This window comes from Pseudomonas sp. RW407 (assembly GCF_003176655.1).
Classification (GTDB): Bacteria; Pseudomonadota; Gammaproteobacteria; order Pseudomonadales; family Pseudomonadaceae; genus Pseudomonas; species Pseudomonas delhiensis.
On the sequence record NZ_QGSL01000091.1, the window covers coordinates 397,892 to 416,064 of the forward strand.

Below are 18,173 nucleotides of genomic sequence, written 5' to 3' on the forward strand. Positions count from 1 at the left end.
AGGGGATGGCGCGATGGCTATCGCTTCGCGATACCCATCCTACGCCTGCGAAGGGCCCTCAGAGCGCCCTTACGTCGATGATTTCCACCTCGAAGGTCAGGCTCTTGCCGGCCAGCGGGTGGTTGAAATCGATGGTCACCTGCTGCTCGTCGAAGCTTTTGACCACGCCGGGCAGCTCGGTCTTGGCGGCGTCGTTGAAGATCACCAGCAGGCCCTCGGCCAGCTCCATGTCCTGGAACTGCTCGCGCGGCATGACCTGCACGTTGGCCGGGTTCGGCTGGCCGAAGCCCTGCTCCGGCTCGATGGCCAGGGTACGCTTGTCGCCGGCCTTGAGGCCGAACAGCGCCTGCTCGAAGCCGGGCAGCAGGTTGCCGTCGCCGACCTTGAAGGTGGCCGGCTGCTTGTCGAAGGTGCTGTCGACGACGTTGCCGTCCTCCAGCTTGAGGGCGAAGTGCAGGGTGACCTGGGTATCCGCTCCGATGCGCTGGATATCACTGGAACTGTCAGCCATGGGCGGTCTCTCCGGATTTCTTCGTCTTGAACATGTCCAGCGCCAGCATGATGGCGCCTACGGTGATGGCGCTGTCGGCCAGGTTGAACGCCGGGAAGTACCAGCGGTTCTGCCAGTGCACCAGGATGAAATCGATCACGTGGCCGAGCACGATGCGGTCGTACAGGTTGCCCAGCGCGCCGCCCAGCACCAGGGCCAGGGCGATGGCCAGCCAGGTGTCGCTGGGCTTCAGGCGCTTGAGCCAGACCAGCAGCACGGCGCTGACCACCACGGCGATCAGGGCGAACAGCCAGCGCTGCCAGCCCGAGCTGTCGGCCAGGAAGCTGAAGGCCGCGCCGGTGTTGTAGGCCAGGGTCCAGCTGAACAGGTCGGGGATGACCACGATCTGCTGGTACAGGCTCAGCGTGCCTTCGAAATAGGCCTTGCTGGCCTGGTCGAGGACCAGGACCAGCACGGTTATCCACAGCCAGCCGAGGCGGCCGAAGTTAGGACGCGCCATTGACTATTTCTCCTTTGCGTTGCCGCCGGAAATCGCGCCAGGCAAGGCGCTGGCTGCCGATAATGGCGTTCCCTTATCAAGGCCGGCAACGCAGCATGGCGCGATTTCCGGCGCAACCCGAAGGGCCGGGCCTGTATTTGCGCAGGCCTGCGTTACTCGTCGTTCATTTGGACGACCAAACCTCTCTCCTCGCGCCTTGCCCTGCGCAAATACAGGCTCCGGCGCAAAGAGAGAAATAGCCAATGGCGCGTCCTTAGGCATAGTGGCGAACCTCGCCGGCGCCTTCGATGTTCTCCACGCAACGGCCGCAAATTTCCGGGTGCGCGGCGTGGCTGCCGACATCTTCGCGGTGGTGCCAGCAGCGGGCGCACTTGGCGTGGGCCGACTTGACCACCTTCAGCTTGAGGCCGGGCAGCTCGCTCTGCACGGCATCGGCCGGGGCATCGGCCAGTGGCGCGAGGGTGGCGGTGGAAGTGATGAGCACGAAGCGCAGTTCGTTGCCCAGCTTGGCCAGGTCGGCGGCCAGGGCCTCCTCGGCGAACAGGGTGACCTCGGCCTGCAGGTTGCCGCCCACGGCCTTGGCCGCGCGCTGGTTCTCCAGCTCCTTGTTCACCGCTGCCTTCACGGCCATGACCTTGTCCCAGTAGGCGCGGCCCAGCTCGGCGTCGGCCGGCAGCTCGGACAGGCCCTCGTACCAGGTGGTCAGCATCACCGACTCGGCGCGCTCGCCGGGCAGGAACTTCCACACTTCCTCGGCGGTGAAGGCCAGGATGGGCGCGACCCAGCGCACCAGCGCCTCGGCGATGTGGAACAGCGCGGTCTGGCAGGAGCGGCGGGCGACGCTGTCGGCCTGGGTGGTGTACTGGCGGTCCTTGATGATGTCCAGGTAGAAGCCGCCCAGCTCCTGCACGCAGAAGTTGTGCACCTTGGAGTAGACGTTCCAGAAGCGGTAGTCGCGGTAGGCCTCTTCCAGTTCGCGCTGCAGCAGCAGGGCGCGGTCCACGGCCCAACGGTCCAGGGCCAGCAGCTGGTCGTTGGGCAGCAGGTCCCTGGCCGGGTCGAAGCCGGTCAGGTTGGAGAGCAGGAAGCGCGTGGTGTTGCGGATGCGCCGGTAGGCGTCGGCGCTGCGCTGCAGGATGGTCTGGGAGACCGCGATCTCGCCGGAGTAGTCGGTGGAGGCCACCCACAGGCGCAGGATGTCGGCGCCCAGGGTGTCGATCACGGTCTGCGGCACCACGGTGTTGCCCAGGGACTTGGACATCTTGCGGCCGGACTCGTCCACGGTGAAGCCGTGGGTCAGCAACTGGCGGTACGGCGCATGGCCGTCGATGGCGCAGCCGGTCAGCAAGGATGAGTGGAACCAGCCGCGGTGCTGGTCGGAGCCTTCCAGGTAGAGGTCGGCGGCCGGGCCGCTGGCGTGGCCGAGCTCGGCGTGGGAGCCGCGCAGCACGTGCCAGTGGGTGGTGCCGGAGTCGAACCAGACGTCCAGGGTGTCGTTGATCTTGTCGTACTGCGCGGCTTCATCGCCCAGCAGTTCGGCGGCGTCGAGCTTGAACCAGGCCTCGATGCCTTCCTTCTCCACGCGCTGGGCGACTGCTTCCATCAGCTCGACGGTGCGCGGGTGCAGCTCGCCGGTGGCCTTGTGCAGGAAGAACGGGATGGGCACGCCCCAGTTGCGCTGGCGCGAGATGCACCAGTCCGGACGGCCGGCGATCATGCCGTGCAGGCGCGCCTGGCCCCAGCTGGGCACGAATTCGGTCTGGGTGATGGCTTCCAGGGCGCGCTCGCGCAGGGTGGCGCCGCTTTCCGGCTGCTTGTCCATGCCGACGAACCACTGCGCGGTGGCGCGGTAGATCAGCGGCGTCTTGTGGCGCCAGCAGTGCATGTAGCTGTGGTTGATGCTGGCGTGCTTGAGCAGCGCGCCCACTTCGTCGAGCTTGGCGACGATGTTCGGGTTGGCCTTCCAGATGAACTGGCCGCCGAAGAACGGCAGGTCGGACACATACACGCCGTTGCTCTGCACCGGGCTGAGGATGTCGTCGTTGCTCATGCCGTACTGCTTGCAGGTACGGAAGTCGTCCTCGCCGTAGGCCGGCGCCGAGTGGACGATGCCGGTGCCGGCGTCCAGGGCCACGTACTCGGCCAGGTAGACCGGCGAGAAGCGCTCGTAGAACGGGTGGCGGAAGCGGATCAGGTCCAGCGCCTCGCCCTTGGCGGTGGCGATGACCCGGCCTTCCAGGCCGTAGCGCTGCAGGCAGGACTCGACCAGTTCCTCGGCCAGCACCAGCAGGCGCGCCCCGGTGTCGACCAGGGCGTAGGTGAATTCGGGGTGGACGTTCAGCGCCTGGTTGGCCGGGATGGTCCAGGGGGTGGTGGTCCAGATGACGATGGCGGCGGGCTTGGCCAGGCTCGGCAGGCCGAAGGCGGCGGCCAGCTTGTCGGCGTCTTCCACCGGGAAGGCGACGTCGATGGCGTCGGACTTCTTGTCGGCGTACTCGACTTCCGCCTCGGCCAGGGCCGAACCGCAGTCGAAGCACCAGTTCACCGGCTTCAGGCCCTTGAACACGAAGCCCTGCCTGACCATCTCGGCCAGGGCGCGGATCTCGCCGGCCTCGTTGGCGAAGTTCATGGTCTTGTAGGGGTTGTCCCACTCGCCCAGCACGCCCAGGCGGATGAAGTCGGCCTTCTGCCCTTCGATCTGTTCGGCGGCGTAGGCGCGGCACAGTTCGCGGGTCTTGTCCGCCGGCAGGTTCTTGCCGTGGGTGGTCTCGACCTTGTGCTCGATGGGCAGGCCATGGCAGTCCCAGCCCGGCACGTAGGGGGCGTCGTAGCCGGCCAGGGTGCGCGAGCGGACGATCAGGTCCTTGAGGATCTTGTTGACCGCGTGACCGATGTGGATGCTGCCGTTGGCGTAGGGCGGGCCATCGTGCAGGATGAATTTCGGGCGACCTTCGCCGATCTTCCGCAGCTTCTGGTACAGGCCGATGTCGTTCCAGAACTTCAGCGTCTCCGGCTCGCGCTGGGGCAGGCCGGCTTTCATCGGGAACTGGGTATCGGGAAGGTTCAGCGTGGCTTTGTAGTCGGTCATCTCAGGGCCTGTTCGGAATTTCTTCAATCAAGCGGTTGGCCCAGCCAGTAGGCCCGGGCGGCGGCTATGTCGGCGAGGATCGCCGCCTTCAGTGCCTCCAGGGAGGCAAAACGCTGCTCATCACGCAGCTTCTGGTGGAAGGTCACATCCAGGTGCAGGCCGTAGAGGTCGCCCGCGAAGTCCAGCAGATGTACTTCCAGGTGGGGCCGGCCGTCGCCGTTGACCGACGGCCGCGTGCCGATGTTGGCCACCCCGTTGACACGCTGGCCAGCCACGACGGTGCTGACCAGATAGACGCCGTTCAGCGGCGCCTTGCGGCGCTTGAGCTGGATGTTGGCGGTGGGCGAACCCAGGGTGCGGCCGAGCTTCTGCCCGTGCAGCACCCGCCCGCTCAGGCGGAACGGCCGGCCCAGCAGGCGCTCGGCCTGGTGCAGGTCGCCGTCGGCGAGCACCTTGCGGATGCGCGAGCTGCTCACCCGCATGCCGTCGACCTCCACCGTGGTGGCGGCCTCGACGGTGAAGCCCTGCTCGGCGCTGGCCCGGACCAGGAAGGCGAAGTCGCCGGAACGGTCGCAGCCGAAGCGGAAGTCGTCGCCCACTTCCAGGTGGCGCACCGCCAGGCCGTCCACCAGCACCTGGCGGACGAACTCGGCGGCCGACAGCTCGCGCAGACGGCGGTTGAAGGTCAGGCAGAGGACGAAGTCGACGCCCTGCTCGCGCAGCAGCTCGAGCTTCTCGCGCAGGCGCGTCAGGCGCACCGGCGCGGCATCCGGGGCGAAGTACTCGCGCGGCTGCGGCTCGAAGATGACCACGCAGCTGGGCACGCCCAGCTCCTGCGAGCGCTCGCGCAGACGCGCCAGGATCGCCTGGTGGCCAAGGTGGACGCCGTCGAAATTGCCGATGGTGGCAACGCAGCCCCCGGACAGGGGCCGCAGGTTGTGGAGGCCTCGAAGCAGCTGCATAGCGCGCGTATTGCTCAGAAAGTGGTCGATTATACCTGCACCCGCCGCCGCGCGACAGGCACAAAGCCGCCGTGCGTCACGGATGCACCCAAGTGCCCGCGCCGGGCTAGCTCACCGCCCGCCGCGAGAAGTCCCGCAGGCGGAAGCCCAGCAGCGCCAGCATACCGAAATAGGCCACCACGCCGGCCACCACCAGCACGCCCAGGCGCGCCAGGCGCAGCGGCATGCCGCCCAGGTCCCAGGCCGGCATGAAGTGCATCGCGCCCAGCAGCACGGCGGACATCACCAGCACCGCCAGCACCAGCTTGCCGAGGAACTTCGCCCAGCCCGGCTGCGGCTCGAACAGGTCGTGCTTGCGCAACTGCCAGTACAGCAGGCCGGCGTTGAGGCAGGCCGCCAGGCTGATGGCCAGGGCCAGGCCCGCGTGCTTGAGCGGGCCGATGAAGACCAGGTTCATCGCCTGGGTGGAAACCAGGGTGAAGAGCGCGATCTTCACCGGCGTGCGGATGTTCTGCCGGGCATAGAAGCCCGGCGCCAGCACCTTGACCAGGATGATGCCGAGCAGGCCCACGGCATAGGCGATGAGCGCGCGCTGGGTCATCAGCGCGTCGTTGGCGCTGAACTTGCCGTACTGGAACAGCGACACGGTCAGCGGCTCGGCGATCAGCGCCAGGGCCAGCGCGCAGGGCAGCACCAGCAGGAAGCACAGGCGCAGCCCCCAGTCGAGCAGGCGCGAGTATTCGTGGCGGTCGTCATTGGCGTAGGTCTTGGCCAGGGACGGCAGCAGGATGGTGCCCAGGGCCACCCCCAGCACGCCGGAGGGCAGCTCCATCAGGCGGTCGGCGTAGTACATCCAGGACACCGAGCCCGCAGCCAGGAAGGAGGCGAAGATGGTGTTGATGATCAGCGAGATCTGGCTCACCGAGACGCCGAGGATCGCCGGGCCCATCTGCTTGAGCACGCGCCATACGCCGGTATCGCGCAGGTTCAGGCGCGGCAGCACCAGCATGCCGATCTTCTTCAGGTGCGGCAGCTGGTACAGCAGCTGCGCCAGGCCGCCGGCCAGCACCGCCCAGCCCAGGGCCATCACCGGCGGGTCGAAGTACGGCGTGAGGAACAGCGAGAACAGGATCATGCTGACGTTCAGCAGGGTCGGCACGAAGGCCGGCACCGAGAAGCGGTTCCAGGTGTTGAGGACGGCCCCGGCCAGGGAGGCCAGGGAGATCAGCAGGATGTAGGGAAAGGTCACCCGCAGCAGCGCGGTGGTCAGCTCGAACTTCTCCGGGGTGTCGGCGAAGCCCGGCGCGGTGATCCAGATCACCCAGGGCGCGGCGAGGATGCCGAGCAGCGTGACCACGGCCAGCACCAGGGTCAGCAGGCCGGAGACGTAGGCGATGAAGGTGCGGGTGGCCTCCTCGCCCTGCTGCGTCTTGTATTCCGCCAGGATCGGCACGAAGGCCTGGGAGAAGGCGCCCTCGGCGAAGATGCGGCGCAGCAGGTTGGGCAGCTTGAAGGCGACGAAGAAGGCGTCGGTGGCCATGCCGGCGCCGAACATGCGCGCCACTATGGTGTCCCGGACGAAGCCGAGCACCCGCGAGATCATGGTCATGGAGCTGACCGCGGCCAGCGATTTGAGTAGATTCATTGCATCCGGGACTTGTCAGCGCAGGGCGGGCCCTGCCCGCGGGGCGGCCGGATCGCCCGGCGGCCAGTAAAGGGCGTCGAGTGTATGGCCGCTGGTCGAATAAATCACCCACCCAGTCCGCGAATCCCCGGCCACGCCGCTCGTCGGCCGCCGCTCATACCCTTGACAAGGCTCGGACTCGACGGCATCATTCGCGGCCTTAATTTATTCGCTACATCCCAAGTTTTTCTCGAGGAGCTCGACGGTGGCCAACACACCTTCCGCCAAAAAACGCGCCAAACAGGCTGAGAAGCGTCGCAGCCACAACGCCAGCCTGCGTTCCATGGTTCGTACCTACATCAAGAACGTAGTCAAAGCAGTCGACGCCAAGGACCTGCCCAAGGCCCAGGCCGCTCTGGTTGCCGCCGTACCGGTCATCGACCGCATGGCCGACAAAGGCATCATCCACAAGAACAAGGCCGCTCGTCACAAGAGCCGTCTGAACGCCCACGTGAAGGCCCTGGCCACCGCGTAAGCGTTCCGTTCTTGAAAAACCGGCCCCTGTGGCCGGTTTTTTATTGCCCGCGAAAAACCCAAACCCGGCCCCGGACCTGTAGGAGCGAGCTTGCTCGCGAACGCCCCGCTGCGGCGATGCCTCGCGCGAACGCCGGCCTTGCCGGCGGGATCGCGGATGAGATCCGCTCCTACGCTGCCCCCACCCGCGCACTCCCTTGTAGGAGCGCGCCCTGCGCGCGAATCGCGGGCAGGGCCCGCTCCTACGAAAAGAAAAAGCGAAAGATGCCTCGCGTGAATACCGGCCTTGCCGGCGGGATCGCGGATGAGATCCGCTCCTACGCTGCCCCACCCACGCACACCCCTGCAGGAGCGCGCCCTGCGCGCGAATCGCGGGCAGGGCCCGCTCCTACGAAAAGAGGAAGCCTTCTATTTCGTCGGCCAGGGCATGATCGGGATGGCGGTCACCGCGTTCTGCGGGCTGCCTTCGATGATGCGGTCGCTGTAGACGAGGTAGACCAGCGCGTTGCGCTTCTTGTCGAAGAAACGCACCACCTGCATGGACTTGAACACCAGCGAGGTGCGCTGCTTGAACACCTCTTCGCCATCCTTGAGTTCGCCGGCGAAGCGGATCGGCCCGACCTGGCGGCAGGCGATGGACGCCTCGGCGCGGTCCTCGGCCAGGCCCAGGCCGCCCTTGACGCCGCCGGTCTTGGCCCGCGACAGGTAGCAGGTCACCCCTTCCACTTTAGGGTCGTCGAAGGCCTCGACCACGATCTTGTCGTTGGGCCCCACCCACTTGAACACCGTGGAGACCTCGCCGATCTCCTCCGCCCCCGCCAGCACCGGCAACATCAGCAGGCCGGCGCACACGCCCTTCCATAGCTTCATGGGTACTCCTTCAGACCAGCACGAGGTTGTCGCGGTGCACCAGCTCCGGCCCGTCGACGTAGCCCAGCAGGCCCTCGATGGCGTCGGTCGGCTGGCCGATGATCTTCTGCGCCTCCAGGGCGCTGTAGTTGGCCAGGCCGCGAGCGATCTCGCGGCCCTGCGGGTCCACGCAGACCACCATCTCGCCGCGGCGGAAGCTGCCCTGGACCTGCTTCACGCCCACCGGCAACAGGCTCTTGTGATCTTCCGCGATGGCCTTCACCGCCCCCGCGTCCAGCACCAGGGTGCCGCGCATCTGCAGATGGCCTGCCAGCCATTGCTTGCGGGCGGCCTTGCGGCTCTGCTCGGGAGTCAGCAGGGTACCCAGGCGCTCGCCGGAACGCAGGCGGTCGAGCACGCGCTCGATGCGCCCGCCGACGATCACCGTGTGCGCACCGGAGCGTGCCGCCAGGCGCGCCGCGCGCAGCTTGGTCTGCATGCCGCCGCGGCCGAGGGCGCCGGCGCTGCCGCCGGCCACCAGGTCGAGCTGGGCATCGTCGGCGCGGGCTTCGTAGATCAGCTGGGCTTCGGGGTTGCTGCGCGGATCGGCGTCGAACATACCGTCGCGGTCGGTGAGGATCACCAGCAGGTCGGCCTCCACCAGGTTGGCCACCAGGGCCGCCAGGGTGTCGTTGTCGCCGAAGCGGATCTCGTCGGTGACCACCGTGTCGTTCTCGTTGATCACCGGGATCACGCCGAGATCGACCAGGGTGCGCAGGGTGTTGCGGGCGTTCAGGTAGCGCTTGCGGTCGGACAGGTCGTCATGGGTCAGCAGCACCTGGGCGGTCTGCAGGCCATGCTGGCCGAAGCTGGACTCCCAGGCCTGCACCAGGCCCATCTGGCCGACGGCCGCCGCGGCCTGCAGCTCGTGCATGTCGTTCGGGCGGGAGACCCAGCCCAGGCGGCTCATGCCCGCCGCCACGGCGCCGGAGGACACCAGCACCAGCTCGACGCCCGCGCAGTGCAGCGCGACCATCTGCTCGACCCACACCGCCATGGCGTCGCGATCCAGCCCGCGGCCATCGGCCGTGAGCAGGGCGCTGCCGATCTTCACCACCCAGCGCCGCGCGCCGGTCACTTTCTCACGCATACATCAACCTTACGAAGTCAGGTTTCACCAGGTTGCTTGGGGACCGGCGCACGCGGCGCCGGTCAGGGCACGTAGAAGATTTCCGGCCCGTCGCCGTCGTCCTCGTCGTCGAAATCATCGTCGTCATCGAGGTCGTCGGCATTCTTCAGGCCGGCACGGCGCAGCGCGCGCGCGTCATCCAGGGCCTGCAGACGGGAGCGCGCCTCGTCCTCGATGCGCTGGTCGAGTTCGGCCAGGGCTTCGCCGTAGGCCGGGTCTTCCTCGATGCGCAGGGTGCGCTCGTCGAGGTACTTCATGATGTCCTGGCTGAGCGCCTCGGTGCCTTCGCGCTCCAGGGCGGAGATCACGTAGACCGGACCTTCCCAGCCCAGCCGCGCGACCACGTCCTGCTTGCGCCGCTCCTGCTCTTCCGGCTCGAGGATCTGGTCCATCTTGTTCAGCACCAGCCAGCGGTCACGCTCGGTGAGCGCCGGGCTGAACTTGGTCAGCTCGTTGACGATGGTCTCGGCGGCATCGGCCGGGTCGCTCTCGTCCAGCGGCGCCATGTCGACGATGTGCAGCAGCAGACGGGTACGCGCCAGGTGCTTGAGGAAGCGGATGCCCAGGCCGGCGCCTTCGGCGGCGCCCTCGATCAGGCCGGGGATGTCGGCGACCACGAAGCTCTTGAAGCGGCCGACGCTGACCACGCCCAGGTTCGGCACCAGGGTGGTGAACGGGTAGTCGGCGACTTTCGGCTTGGCCGCGGACACGGCGCGGATGAAGGTGCTCTTGCCAGCGTTCGGCAGGCCCAGCAGGCCGACGTCGGCCAGGACCTTCAGCTCCAGCTTGAGGTCGCGGGCCTCGCCGGGCTTGCCCGGGGTGGTCTGCCGCGGCGCACGGTTGGTGCTGGACTTGAAGCGGGTGTTGCCCAGGCCGTGCCAGCCGCCCTGGGCGACCATCAGGCGCTGACCGGGCTCGGTCAGGTCGCCGATGACCTCATGGGTAGCGGCATCGATCACGGTGGTGCCCACCGGCACCGGCAGGACCAGGTCGTCGCCCTTGGCGCCGGTGCAGTCCTTGCTGCCACCGTTCTGCCCGCGCTGGGCATCGAAGCGGCGGGTGTAGCGGTAGTCCACCAGGGTGTTCAGGCTCTCGTCGGCCTCGAGGAACACCGAGCCGCCGTCGCCACCGTCACCGCCGTTGGGACCGCCCTTCTCGATGAACTTCTCGCGGCGAAAGCTCATGAGGCCATTACCGCCGTCACCGGCTTTCACGTGGATGGATACTTCGTCGACGAATTTCATGGGAACGCCTCCCGCCAGCGCGGCGGGTTGAATAAGAAAAGGAGCATAGGATACAGCCAAGTCCGCGCAAACGCGCAGGCCGCCCCATGCAGGAAACGCCAGAAACAAAAAAGCCCCGTCGCGAGACAGGGCTTTTTCAGTGAAGGCTCGCTTAGGCAGCGACGACGCTTACATAGCGACGGCCAAAGGCGCCTTTCACTTCGAACTTGATCACGCCGTCGATTTTCGCGAACAGGGTGTGATCCTTGCCCATGCCAACGCCGTAGCCAGCGTGGAACTGGGTGCCGCGCTGACGCACGATGATGTTGCCTGCTTTGACGACCTGGCTGCCGAACAGCTTCACGCCAAGGCGTTTACTTTCGGAATCGCGACCGTTGCGGGTACTACCGCCAGCTTTCTTGTGTGCCATGAGTCATATCCTCCAAAAAAGGAATTAGGCCTGGATGCCGGTGATCTTGATTTCAGTGAACCACTGGCGGTGGCCCTGACGCTTCATGTGGTGCTTGCGGCGGCGGAACTTGATGATGCGCACTTTGTCGTGACGACCGTGGGAAACCACTTCTGCGGTCACTTTCGCGCCTTCTACCACCGGCAGGCCGATCTTGACGTCATCGCCGTTGGCGACCAGCAGGATGCGATCCAGGTTGATCGCTTCGCCGGTGGCGACGTCGAGTTTCTCGACCTTGAGGAATTCGCCTTCGGTGACTTTGTATTGCTTGCCACCGGTAACAATAACTGCGTACATCTGGATGTCTCCGTTAGACCTGCTCACCCGACGCTTTATAGGAAGAGGTATCGGTCGGCATGGCTGCATGGGGCCGGAAGGACGCCCGTGCAATTGCGTAAGGCAGGGTATGCCAGGGAAGTTCGGGGCCGCGATTGTACGCAAAGCCCCCGGCCGACACAAGCCTCGCGGCGCTTTCCTTGACAGCCCCCACCCCGGCACCTAGCATGCCGCGCATTCTTCGAGGAGCGCCTTCGTAATATGCAACCCCAGGCTTTCTATCGGGTGGTGGCGGACGATTTCACCGCCGTCGACGGCATCATCCGCCGCCAGCTCAGCTCCCGCGTTCCCCTGGTCGAGAAGATCGGCGACTATATCATCTCCGCCGGCGGCAAGCGTCTCCGCCCGCTGCTGGTGCTGCTCAGCGGCAAGGCCCTGGGCCGTTCCGGGGACGACATGCGCCTGCTGGCGGCGATCATCGAGTTCCTGCACACCTCCACCCTGCTGCACGACGACGTGGTCGACGCCTCCGGCCTGCGCCGCGGCCGCGCCACCGCCAACGCCCAGTGGGGCAACGCGCCCAGCGTGCTGGTCGGCGACTTCCTCTATGCACGCTCCTTCGAAATGATGGTCGAGCTCGGCTCCATGCCGGTGATGCAGATCATTTCCCAGGCCACCCGGGTGATCGCCGAAGGCGAAGTGCTGCAGCTGACCAAGGTGCGCGACGCCAGCACCACCGAGGAAACCTACATGGAAGTCATCCGCGGCAAGACCGCGATGCTCTTCGAGGCCTCGACCCACAGTGCCGCCGCCCTCGCCGGCGCCAGCCACGAACAGGCCGAGGCCCTGCGCCAGTTCGGCGACGCCCTGGGCATCGCCTTCCAACTGGTGGACGACCTGCTGGACTACCGCGGCGACGCCAGCACCCTGGGCAAGAACGTCGGCGACGACCTCGCCGAGGGCAAGCCCACCCTGCCGCTGATCGCCACCATGCGCGACGGCACCCCGGAGCAGGCGCTGCTGGTGCGCAAGGCCATCCAGCAGGGCGGCAGCCAGGACCTGGAAGGCATCCGCGCCGCTGTGGAAGCCGCCGGCGCCCTGGACTACACCGCCAGGTTGGCCCGCGAGTACGCCGCGCGCGCCATCGACTGCCTGCAGGTACTGCCGGACAGCGAATACCGCGCCGCGCTGGTCGAACTCAGCGAGTTCGCGGTCGCCCGCACGCACTGATCGTCGCCGCCACCGAACGCCCGCCCGGCCCTGCCGCGCGGGCGTTTTGCATTCAGGGCGGTTGATCCAGGCCATGGCATGGGGCGTTTGGCGAAAAAAATTCTGCATAGGGGCTTGCTATCGAGATAATAAGAATTATTCTCATTAACTCGGCTACCAAGGAGATGCAGAGATGACCTACATGATCGATGCCTGGCTGGACCGCCCCCATCCCTATCTGCGCATCCTCAATCGCGATACCGGGGAAGTCTGCGCCCTGCTGCAGGAAGACGCCCTGGACGAGTTGCGCGAGCAGGGCGGCCTGGACCTGCACGAGCTGAGCACCAGCGAACCGCAGGTGCTCAAGGAGCTGGTGCGCAACCTGTTCCTGTTCTGCTACGCCCGTGCGCTGCGTTGAATGCCACCGCTGCTCGCGGGAGCGATGGGGCTTTCGTAGGAGGACCTTGTCCGCGATAGCCGGACGTATCGGCGCGGATCGCGGATGAGATCCGCTCCTACGCTCCCCCACCCACGCCATTCCCCTGTAGGAGCGCGCCCTGCGCGCGAATCGCGGGCAGGGCCCGCTCCTACAGTGCCGGGGAAGCACGGGCGTAGGAGCGGACCTTGTCCGCGATGGCGGGATGAGAGCCGGCCCTGCCGGCGGAATCGCGGATAAATCCGCTCCGACATCTCATCCGGCAAACATAACGACCCGTAGGATGGGTCAGGTGCGGGCCGTTCGCGAGCAAGCTCGCTCGCCGGGGCGGGAGCGGGATGTACAGGTTTTTTTTGCGATGGCGCAGGACGCGCCATCCGTGCGGTCGCCGCCCGGGAGGCGGCTGCACACCGGGGGCCGCGTGGAGCCCCCCGCATGCCGCGGTGGCCAGGGACGGCCGCCGCGGGTTGCACCCGTCAGAGGATGTCGAGCAGCTCGACGTCGAACACCAGGGTGCTGTGCGGCGGGATGCTGCCCACCGCCTGGCCGCCGTAGGCCAGCTCGGCCGGTACGTGCAGGCGCCACTTGCTGCCGGTGTTCATCAGTTGCAGGGCCTCGACCCAGCCGGCGATCACGCCGCCCACCGGGAACTCGGCCGGCTGGCCGCGCTGGTAGGAACTGTCGAACACGCTGCCGTCGACCAGGGTGCCATGGTAGTGGGTGCGCACGGTGTCGTCGCGGGACGGCTTGGCGCCCTCGCCGGCGACCAGCACTTCGTATTGCAGGCCGGACGGCAGCACGGTGACGCCCTCGCGCTTGGCATTCTCCACCAAGTAGGCCTTGCCTTCGGCGGCGGCCGCCTCGGCCTTGGCCTGGGCTTCGGCCTGCATGCGCTGGCGGATCACCTGGAAGCTGGCGGACAGCTGCTCGGCGGGCACCCGGCTGTCGGCACCGGCGAAGGCGTCGGAGAGGCCGGCCAGCACCGCGTCCAGGCTCATGCCCGGAACCGGGTTCTCACGCAGCTGGTCGCCCAGCTGGCGGCCGACGCCGTAGCTGACACGGGCTTCGTCGGTGGAAAGGTTGAGTTCGCTCATGGCGGGGCTCCGCTGGGTGAAAAAAGGGCGGCCAGCCTAGCACAGTCGACCGCCCCGCCCCACCTCGGCCTCAATGCAGCGGCATGGCCACGCCTTCGTCGTTCTGCGCGCTGCCGCCCGGGGAGCCGCACATCTCGTCCTGCACCGCGGCGTGGACCAGCTGGAAGGGAATCGGCGGCAACGCCGTCAGCAGTTGGCGGGCATGCTCCAGCGAACGCACGCCCAGTACATGCCCCTTGGCGTCCTGGATCGGGATGAAGCGCTGGCCCATGCGCGCCTCCAGCACGTAGATGCCGCCCTCCAGGGATACCAGGTTGAGCTCGTCGATATCCCCGGCGAGTGAACGGTTGGTCAGCTCTTGCAGGTTCATTGCGCACCTCCAGGGTAGGGTCCAACGCAGCCAGTCTGGTACAGCGCGCCGGCTGCGCCCAGCGCAAACGACACCGCCCGTCGCTTGCGGCTGACGGGCGGTACGCCGGAGGCGGCAAAAACGATCAGTGGTCGTGGCGCGTGGCCTTGTCCAGATAGCCCATGGCGAACGCGGAGAGGACGAAGGTGAGGTGGATGATCACGTACCACATCAGCTTGTTGTCATCGACGTTCTTCGCATCCATGAAGATGCGCAGCAGGTGGATCGAGGAGATCGCCACGATGGAGGCCGCCACCTTGTTCTTCAGCGAGCTGGCGTCCATCTTGCCCAGCCAGCTGAGCTTCTCCTTGCCTTCGGAAATGTCCAGCTGCGAGACGAAGTTCTCGTAGCCGGAGAACATCACCATCACCAGCAGGCCGCCGACCAGGGCCATGTCGATCAGCGACAGCAGCACCAGGATCAGGTCGGCCTCGGCGATCGAGAAGATGTCCGGGAGGATGTGGAAGATCTCCTGGAAGAACTTGATGGTCAGTGCCAGCAGCGCCAGCGACAGACCGATATAGACCGGCGCCAGCAGCCAGCGGGCGGCGTACATGCTGTTTTCGATGAAACGTTCCATGGCCTTCGCAAAGGGAGTTCAGAAATGGCGGAGGATTATAGCTGAAGGCCCGCGGCGAGTTATCCAGTTATTCTGTGGATAAATATGTGCAGGACGCCGGGAAGAAACGCGCCAGCCCCCGCCCGCCGGGGGTTGGCGGCGGTCGCTCAGAGACTGCGCAATGCGCCTTCAGGACTCGGGGTGGGACTGGTAGTCCCCGAAGTTGCGCACGCGCTCGCCATTGATTCGTCGCAGCTCGGCCTGCAGGTGCAGCTGCCAGATGGGCAGGTCGTCGGCGGGCACGTAGCCCTGCTGGGCCAGGCAGTCGGCGATGGCTTCGAGCACGCCCTCGGCCACGAAAGGCCCGTAGAACGGGCCCTGGGCCTTGATGGCGGTGGGCTGCGCCCCCGCCATGCCCGCAGCGCAGAGCAGTGTCCAGAGTCCATTCTCTCCGGCCAGCGGCCTGATCACGCACTCGATGCGCGTGGTCAACCCCAGACAGGGGCGGATAAGGCAGAGGTTACGCGGCATGGCGGCACCCTCGCGGTTGTCCTGTTTTCGAGCCTACACCTGGGGTTGACCTCGGGAAAGCCCGTTTTATCCACGATAGTTGTGGATATCGTTGTGGACACCACGGGGGCAACGGCGCCCGACGAGCGCCATTGCTGGGGCCCCCGCCGCTGGTCAAGGACTGGCCAGCGGCAGCGGGCTCAGTCGCTGTCCTTCTTCTTGCGCGCCCGCTCCTTCTCCACCTGCGGCGCCTTGGCGGCCTTGGCCGCGGCCGGCGCGGCCTCCTTGGCGAGCTTATCCTTGTCCTCCTCGTCCATGCCCATGGCATCGATCTCCTTGAGGCGCTCGACCACCCGCGCGTTGACGCTGCCGGCCGGGAACTGGCCCTTGGCGTCCGGCGCGCCGGCCGGCTCGCCGACCAGCAGGCCCAGCGCCTCGTCGACGTGGCGCACCGCGTAGACGTTGAACAGGCCGTTGCGCACCGCCTGCAGCACGCGCTCGTCGAGCATCAGGGTGCTGACGTTGGAGCGCGGGATGATCACCCCCTGCTCGCCGGTCAGGCCGCGGGCCTCGCAGAGGCGGAAGAAGCCCTCGATCTTCTCGTTGACGCCGCCGACCGCCTGCACTTCGCCGAACTGGTTGATCGAGCCGGTGATGGCGAAGCACTGCCGCAGCGGCGTGCGCGACAGCGCCGAGATCAGCGTGCAGACCTCGCCGAGCGAGGCGCTGTCGCCGTCGACGTAGCCGTAGGACTGCTCGAGCGCGATGCTCGCGGAGATTTCCAGCGGGTACTCCTGGGCATAGCGGCTGCCCAGGTAGCCGGTAAGGATCATCACGCCCTTGGAGTGGATCGGCTGGCCCAGGCTGACCTCGCGCTCGATGTCGACGATGCCGCTGCCGCCCGGGTAGACGGTGGCGGAGATGCGCGCCGGTACGCCGAACACCGAATCGCCCACCTCCAGCACGGTGAGGCCGTTGCACTTGCCCACGGCGGCGCCTTCGGTGTCGATCAGCACGATGCCGGCCAGCATGTCGTCGAGGATCCGCGCCGAAACGCGGCCGGTGCGGGTTTCCTTGGCCTTGAGGGCACGCTCGATGTGGCCCAGGTCGGTGACCGGCTCGCTGGCCAACTGGCGGATGAAGTCCGCCTCGCTGACCAGCTGGAACAGGTCGCCGATGCGCGCCGACAGGCGCCCCTGGTGCTCGGCCAGGCGCGCGCTGTAGGTGGCCAGGCGCGCCACCGCGGTGGCGGTCAGCGGCGCCATGCCCTCTTCCGAGGTGCGCGTCTTGAGCAGCTGGGCGAACTGTTCGAGGCTGTCCTCGGCCAGCGGGATGTCCTCGTCGAAGTCGACCAGCACGCGGAACATCTCCTGGAAGTCCGGGTCCAGGTCCTGCAGGGTGTAGTAGATCTGCCGCGAGCCGATGATGATGACCTTCAGCTGCAGCGGGATCACCTGCGGCGTCAGGCTCATGGCGGCCAGGCGGCCGAGCTCGGCCAGCGGCGACTCCATTTTCAGCTGGCGCGTTTGCAGGGCGCGCTTGAGCGCGTCCCAGACGAAGGGCTCGCCCAGCAGCTTCTCCGCCTCCAGCACCAGGAAGCCGCCATTGGCGCGGTGCAGCGCGCCCGGGCGCAGCTGCCGGTAGCTGGTGTAGAGGGCGCCCTGGTCGGAGGCGTACTCGATGCGGCCGAACAGGTTGTCGTAGGTCGGGTGCGACTCGAGCACCACCGGCGCGCCGCTGGTGGCGTGGTGGCCGATCACCTGGTTGGGCGCGTACAGCTCCTGCAGCATCAGCTTGCGCTGGGCGTCGCTGCGCTCGGTGTCCACCAGTTGGTCGACCACGGTCTTCAGCAGGTTCAGTTGCATGGCCTGCAGGTAGGTGCAGACCCCGCTGTTGTTGTTGTACTTCTCCACCAGCGGCGCCAGCAGCGGCTGCAGCGCGAGGGTGATGGTCTCCTCGTTGAGCTGGCGCAGCTGGTTGCTGGACTCGCGCTTCCACTGCGGCAGGCTGGCCAGCTCTTCGTTGAGCTGTTCCTCGAGCTCGGCGATGTCGGCGTGGAAACGCTCGCGCTCGGCCTCCGGCAGCTGGGCGAACTCGGCCTCGTCGAGGGCCTTGCCGTCCTTCATCGGGGTGAAGGCGATGTTCGCGCTGTCGCGGTACAGCGCCACGTCCTTCTCCAGGGCGAGGCGCTCGACGGTGTCCAGGGCCTTGTCGTAGCGCTGGTTGAAGGCGCGGTCGATGGCGCTCTTCTTCTGCTGGTAGGCCGGGTTCTCGAACACCGAGGGGAAGGTCGACAGCAGGTTGTCGATCAGTTGGTCGATGTCCGCGCCGAAGTCGGCGGCGCTGCCCGGCGGCAGCTCGATGGCGCGCGGCTCGCGGCCCTCCTCGAAGTGGTTGACGTAGACCCAGTCGGCCGGCGTCGGCAGGCGCTTGGCCTCGGCCTTCAGGTAGCGCTGCACGAAGGAGAAGCGCCCGGTCCCCGGCTCGCCCATGACGAACACGTTGTAACCCGGCCGCGGCATGGCCACGCCGAACTGCAGGGCCTCCACCGCACGCTCCTGGCCGAGGACGCCGAGGAAGGGGTCCAGGTCGTCGGTGGTGGCGAAGGCAAACTGCTCGGGCGAGAAGGGGCGGGTCAGTTCATCGGGCGCCAGGCGCAGGCCGGCGGCAACGGATTGGGGCATCGGAAGTCCTTGCATCGGGCGGCGCAAGGCCGCGGAGAGTTGTCCGCA

Annotated in this window: 18 protein-coding genes; 3 read left to right on the top strand and 15 right to left on the bottom strand. The window is 67.0% G+C overall.

Going from position 1 to position 18,173, the window contains the following annotated elements:
• Positions 1-58 precede the first annotated feature (58 nt).
• From fkpB to murJ, 5 genes are all read right to left on the bottom strand, one after another.
• Positions 59-511, bottom strand: a complete 453-nt coding sequence (fkpB, locus tag DK254_RS14110) for an FKBP-type peptidyl-prolyl cis-trans isomerase (protein ID WP_109934254.1) — start codon at positions 509-511, stop codon at positions 59-61.
• Positions 504-1,010, bottom strand: a complete 507-nt coding sequence (gene lspA / locus DK254_RS14115) for a signal peptidase II (RefSeq protein WP_109934255.1) — start codon at positions 1,008-1,010, stop codon at positions 504-506. Before lspA ends, fkpB begins: the two co-directional genes overlap by 8 nt.
• Before the next feature lie 253 nt (positions 1,011-1,263).
• On the bottom strand, positions 1,264-4,098 hold the full coding sequence (gene ileS, locus DK254_RS14120) for an isoleucine--tRNA ligase (RefSeq protein ID WP_109934256.1): 2,835 nt from the start codon (positions 4,096-4,098) through the stop codon (positions 1,264-1,266).
• Between the two features lie 23 nt (positions 4,099-4,121).
• Complete coding sequence (gene ribF / locus DK254_RS14125; protein WP_109934257.1) at positions 4,122-5,060, bottom strand: bifunctional riboflavin kinase/FAD synthetase; 939 nt, start codon at positions 5,058-5,060, stop codon at positions 4,122-4,124.
• 106 nt (positions 5,061-5,166) lie between these two features.
• Positions 5,167-6,705: a murein biosynthesis integral membrane protein MurJ gene (gene murJ / locus DK254_RS14130; protein ID WP_109934258.1), complete on the bottom strand. Its 1,539-nt coding sequence runs from the start codon at positions 6,703-6,705 to the stop codon at positions 5,167-5,169.
• 244 nt (positions 6,706-6,949) lie between these two features.
• On the opposite strand from murJ, the gene rpsT reads away from it, so the two are divergent.
• Positions 6,950-7,219 (top strand): 30S ribosomal protein S20, encoded by a 270-nt coding sequence (rpsT, locus tag DK254_RS14135; protein ID WP_009617555.1) that lies wholly within the window; start codon positions 6,950-6,952, stop codon positions 7,217-7,219.
• A 407-nt stretch (positions 7,220-7,626) separates the two neighbouring features.
• Here rpsT and DK254_RS14140 read toward each other — a convergent pair whose 3' ends face one another.
• The 5 genes from DK254_RS14140 to rplU all read right to left on the bottom strand — a co-directional run bounded on the left by DK254_RS14140 (position 7,627) and on the right by rplU (position 11,245).
• The gene (locus tag DK254_RS14140; RefSeq protein WP_109934259.1) at positions 7,627-8,088 is read right to left on the bottom strand and encodes a CreA family protein; all 462 of its coding nucleotides are present in this window, start codon (positions 8,086-8,088) and stop codon (positions 7,627-7,629) included.
• 10 nt (positions 8,089-8,098) lie between these two features.
• Positions 8,099-9,217: a glutamate 5-kinase gene (gene proB, locus DK254_RS14145; RefSeq protein WP_109934260.1), complete on the bottom strand. Its 1,119-nt coding sequence runs from the start codon at positions 9,215-9,217 to the stop codon at positions 8,099-8,101.
• A gap of 62 nt (positions 9,218-9,279) precedes the next feature.
• A complete protein-coding gene (gene cgtA / locus DK254_RS14150) occupies positions 9,280-10,500 on the bottom strand; it encodes an Obg family GTPase CgtA (RefSeq protein ID WP_109934261.1) in 1,221 nt (406 codons plus the stop codon).
• Positions 10,501-10,651: 151 nt separating this feature from the next.
• A complete protein-coding gene (gene rpmA, locus DK254_RS14155) occupies positions 10,652-10,909 on the bottom strand; it encodes a 50S ribosomal protein L27 (RefSeq protein ID WP_089391111.1) in 258 nt (85 codons plus the stop codon).
• A gap of 24 nt (positions 10,910-10,933) precedes the next feature.
• Entirely contained in the window at positions 10,934-11,245 is a 312-nt protein-coding gene (gene rplU, locus DK254_RS14160) for a 50S ribosomal protein L21 (protein WP_015475683.1), read from the bottom strand.
• A gap of 240 nt (positions 11,246-11,485) precedes the next feature.
• Here rplU and DK254_RS14170 point away from each other — a divergent pair, with 240 nt between their 5' ends.
• Positions 11,486-12,454, top strand: a complete 969-nt coding sequence (locus tag DK254_RS14170; protein ID WP_109934263.1) for a polyprenyl synthetase family protein — start codon at positions 11,486-11,488, stop codon at positions 12,452-12,454.
• Between the two features lie 172 nt (positions 12,455-12,626).
• Positions 12,627-12,851 carry a hypothetical protein gene (locus DK254_RS14175; RefSeq protein ID WP_109934264.1) on the top strand — a complete coding sequence of 75 codons (225 nt, stop codon included), beginning with the start codon at positions 12,627-12,629 and terminating at the stop codon, positions 12,849-12,851.
• 494 nt (positions 12,852-13,345) lie between these two features.
• On the opposite strand, the gene DK254_RS14180 is transcribed toward DK254_RS14175, so the two are convergent.
• The 5 genes from DK254_RS14180 to DK254_RS14200 form a co-directional block, all read right to left on the bottom strand.
• Positions 13,346-13,963 (bottom strand): FKBP-type peptidyl-prolyl cis-trans isomerase, encoded by a 618-nt coding sequence (locus DK254_RS14180; protein ID WP_109934265.1) that lies wholly within the window; start codon positions 13,961-13,963, stop codon positions 13,346-13,348.
• Positions 13,964-14,033: 70 nt separating this feature from the next.
• A complete protein-coding gene (locus DK254_RS14185; protein ID WP_089391114.1) occupies positions 14,034-14,333 on the bottom strand; it encodes a DUF6482 family protein in 300 nt (99 codons plus the stop codon).
• A gap of 124 nt (positions 14,334-14,457) precedes the next feature.
• On the bottom strand, positions 14,458-14,952 hold the full coding sequence (locus DK254_RS14190; protein ID WP_064581933.1) for a TIGR00645 family protein: 495 nt from the start codon (positions 14,950-14,952) through the stop codon (positions 14,458-14,460).
• 168 nt (positions 14,953-15,120) lie between these two features.
• Positions 15,121-15,462, bottom strand: coding sequence for a hypothetical protein (locus tag DK254_RS14195; RefSeq protein ID WP_089391115.1), 342 nt, complete (start codon positions 15,460-15,462; stop codon positions 15,121-15,123).
• A 179-nt stretch (positions 15,463-15,641) separates the two neighbouring features.
• Positions 15,642-18,125, bottom strand: a complete 2,484-nt coding sequence (locus tag DK254_RS14200) for a Lon protease family protein (protein ID WP_109934266.1) — start codon at positions 18,123-18,125, stop codon at positions 15,642-15,644.
• Positions 18,126-18,173 lie beyond the last annotated feature (48 nt).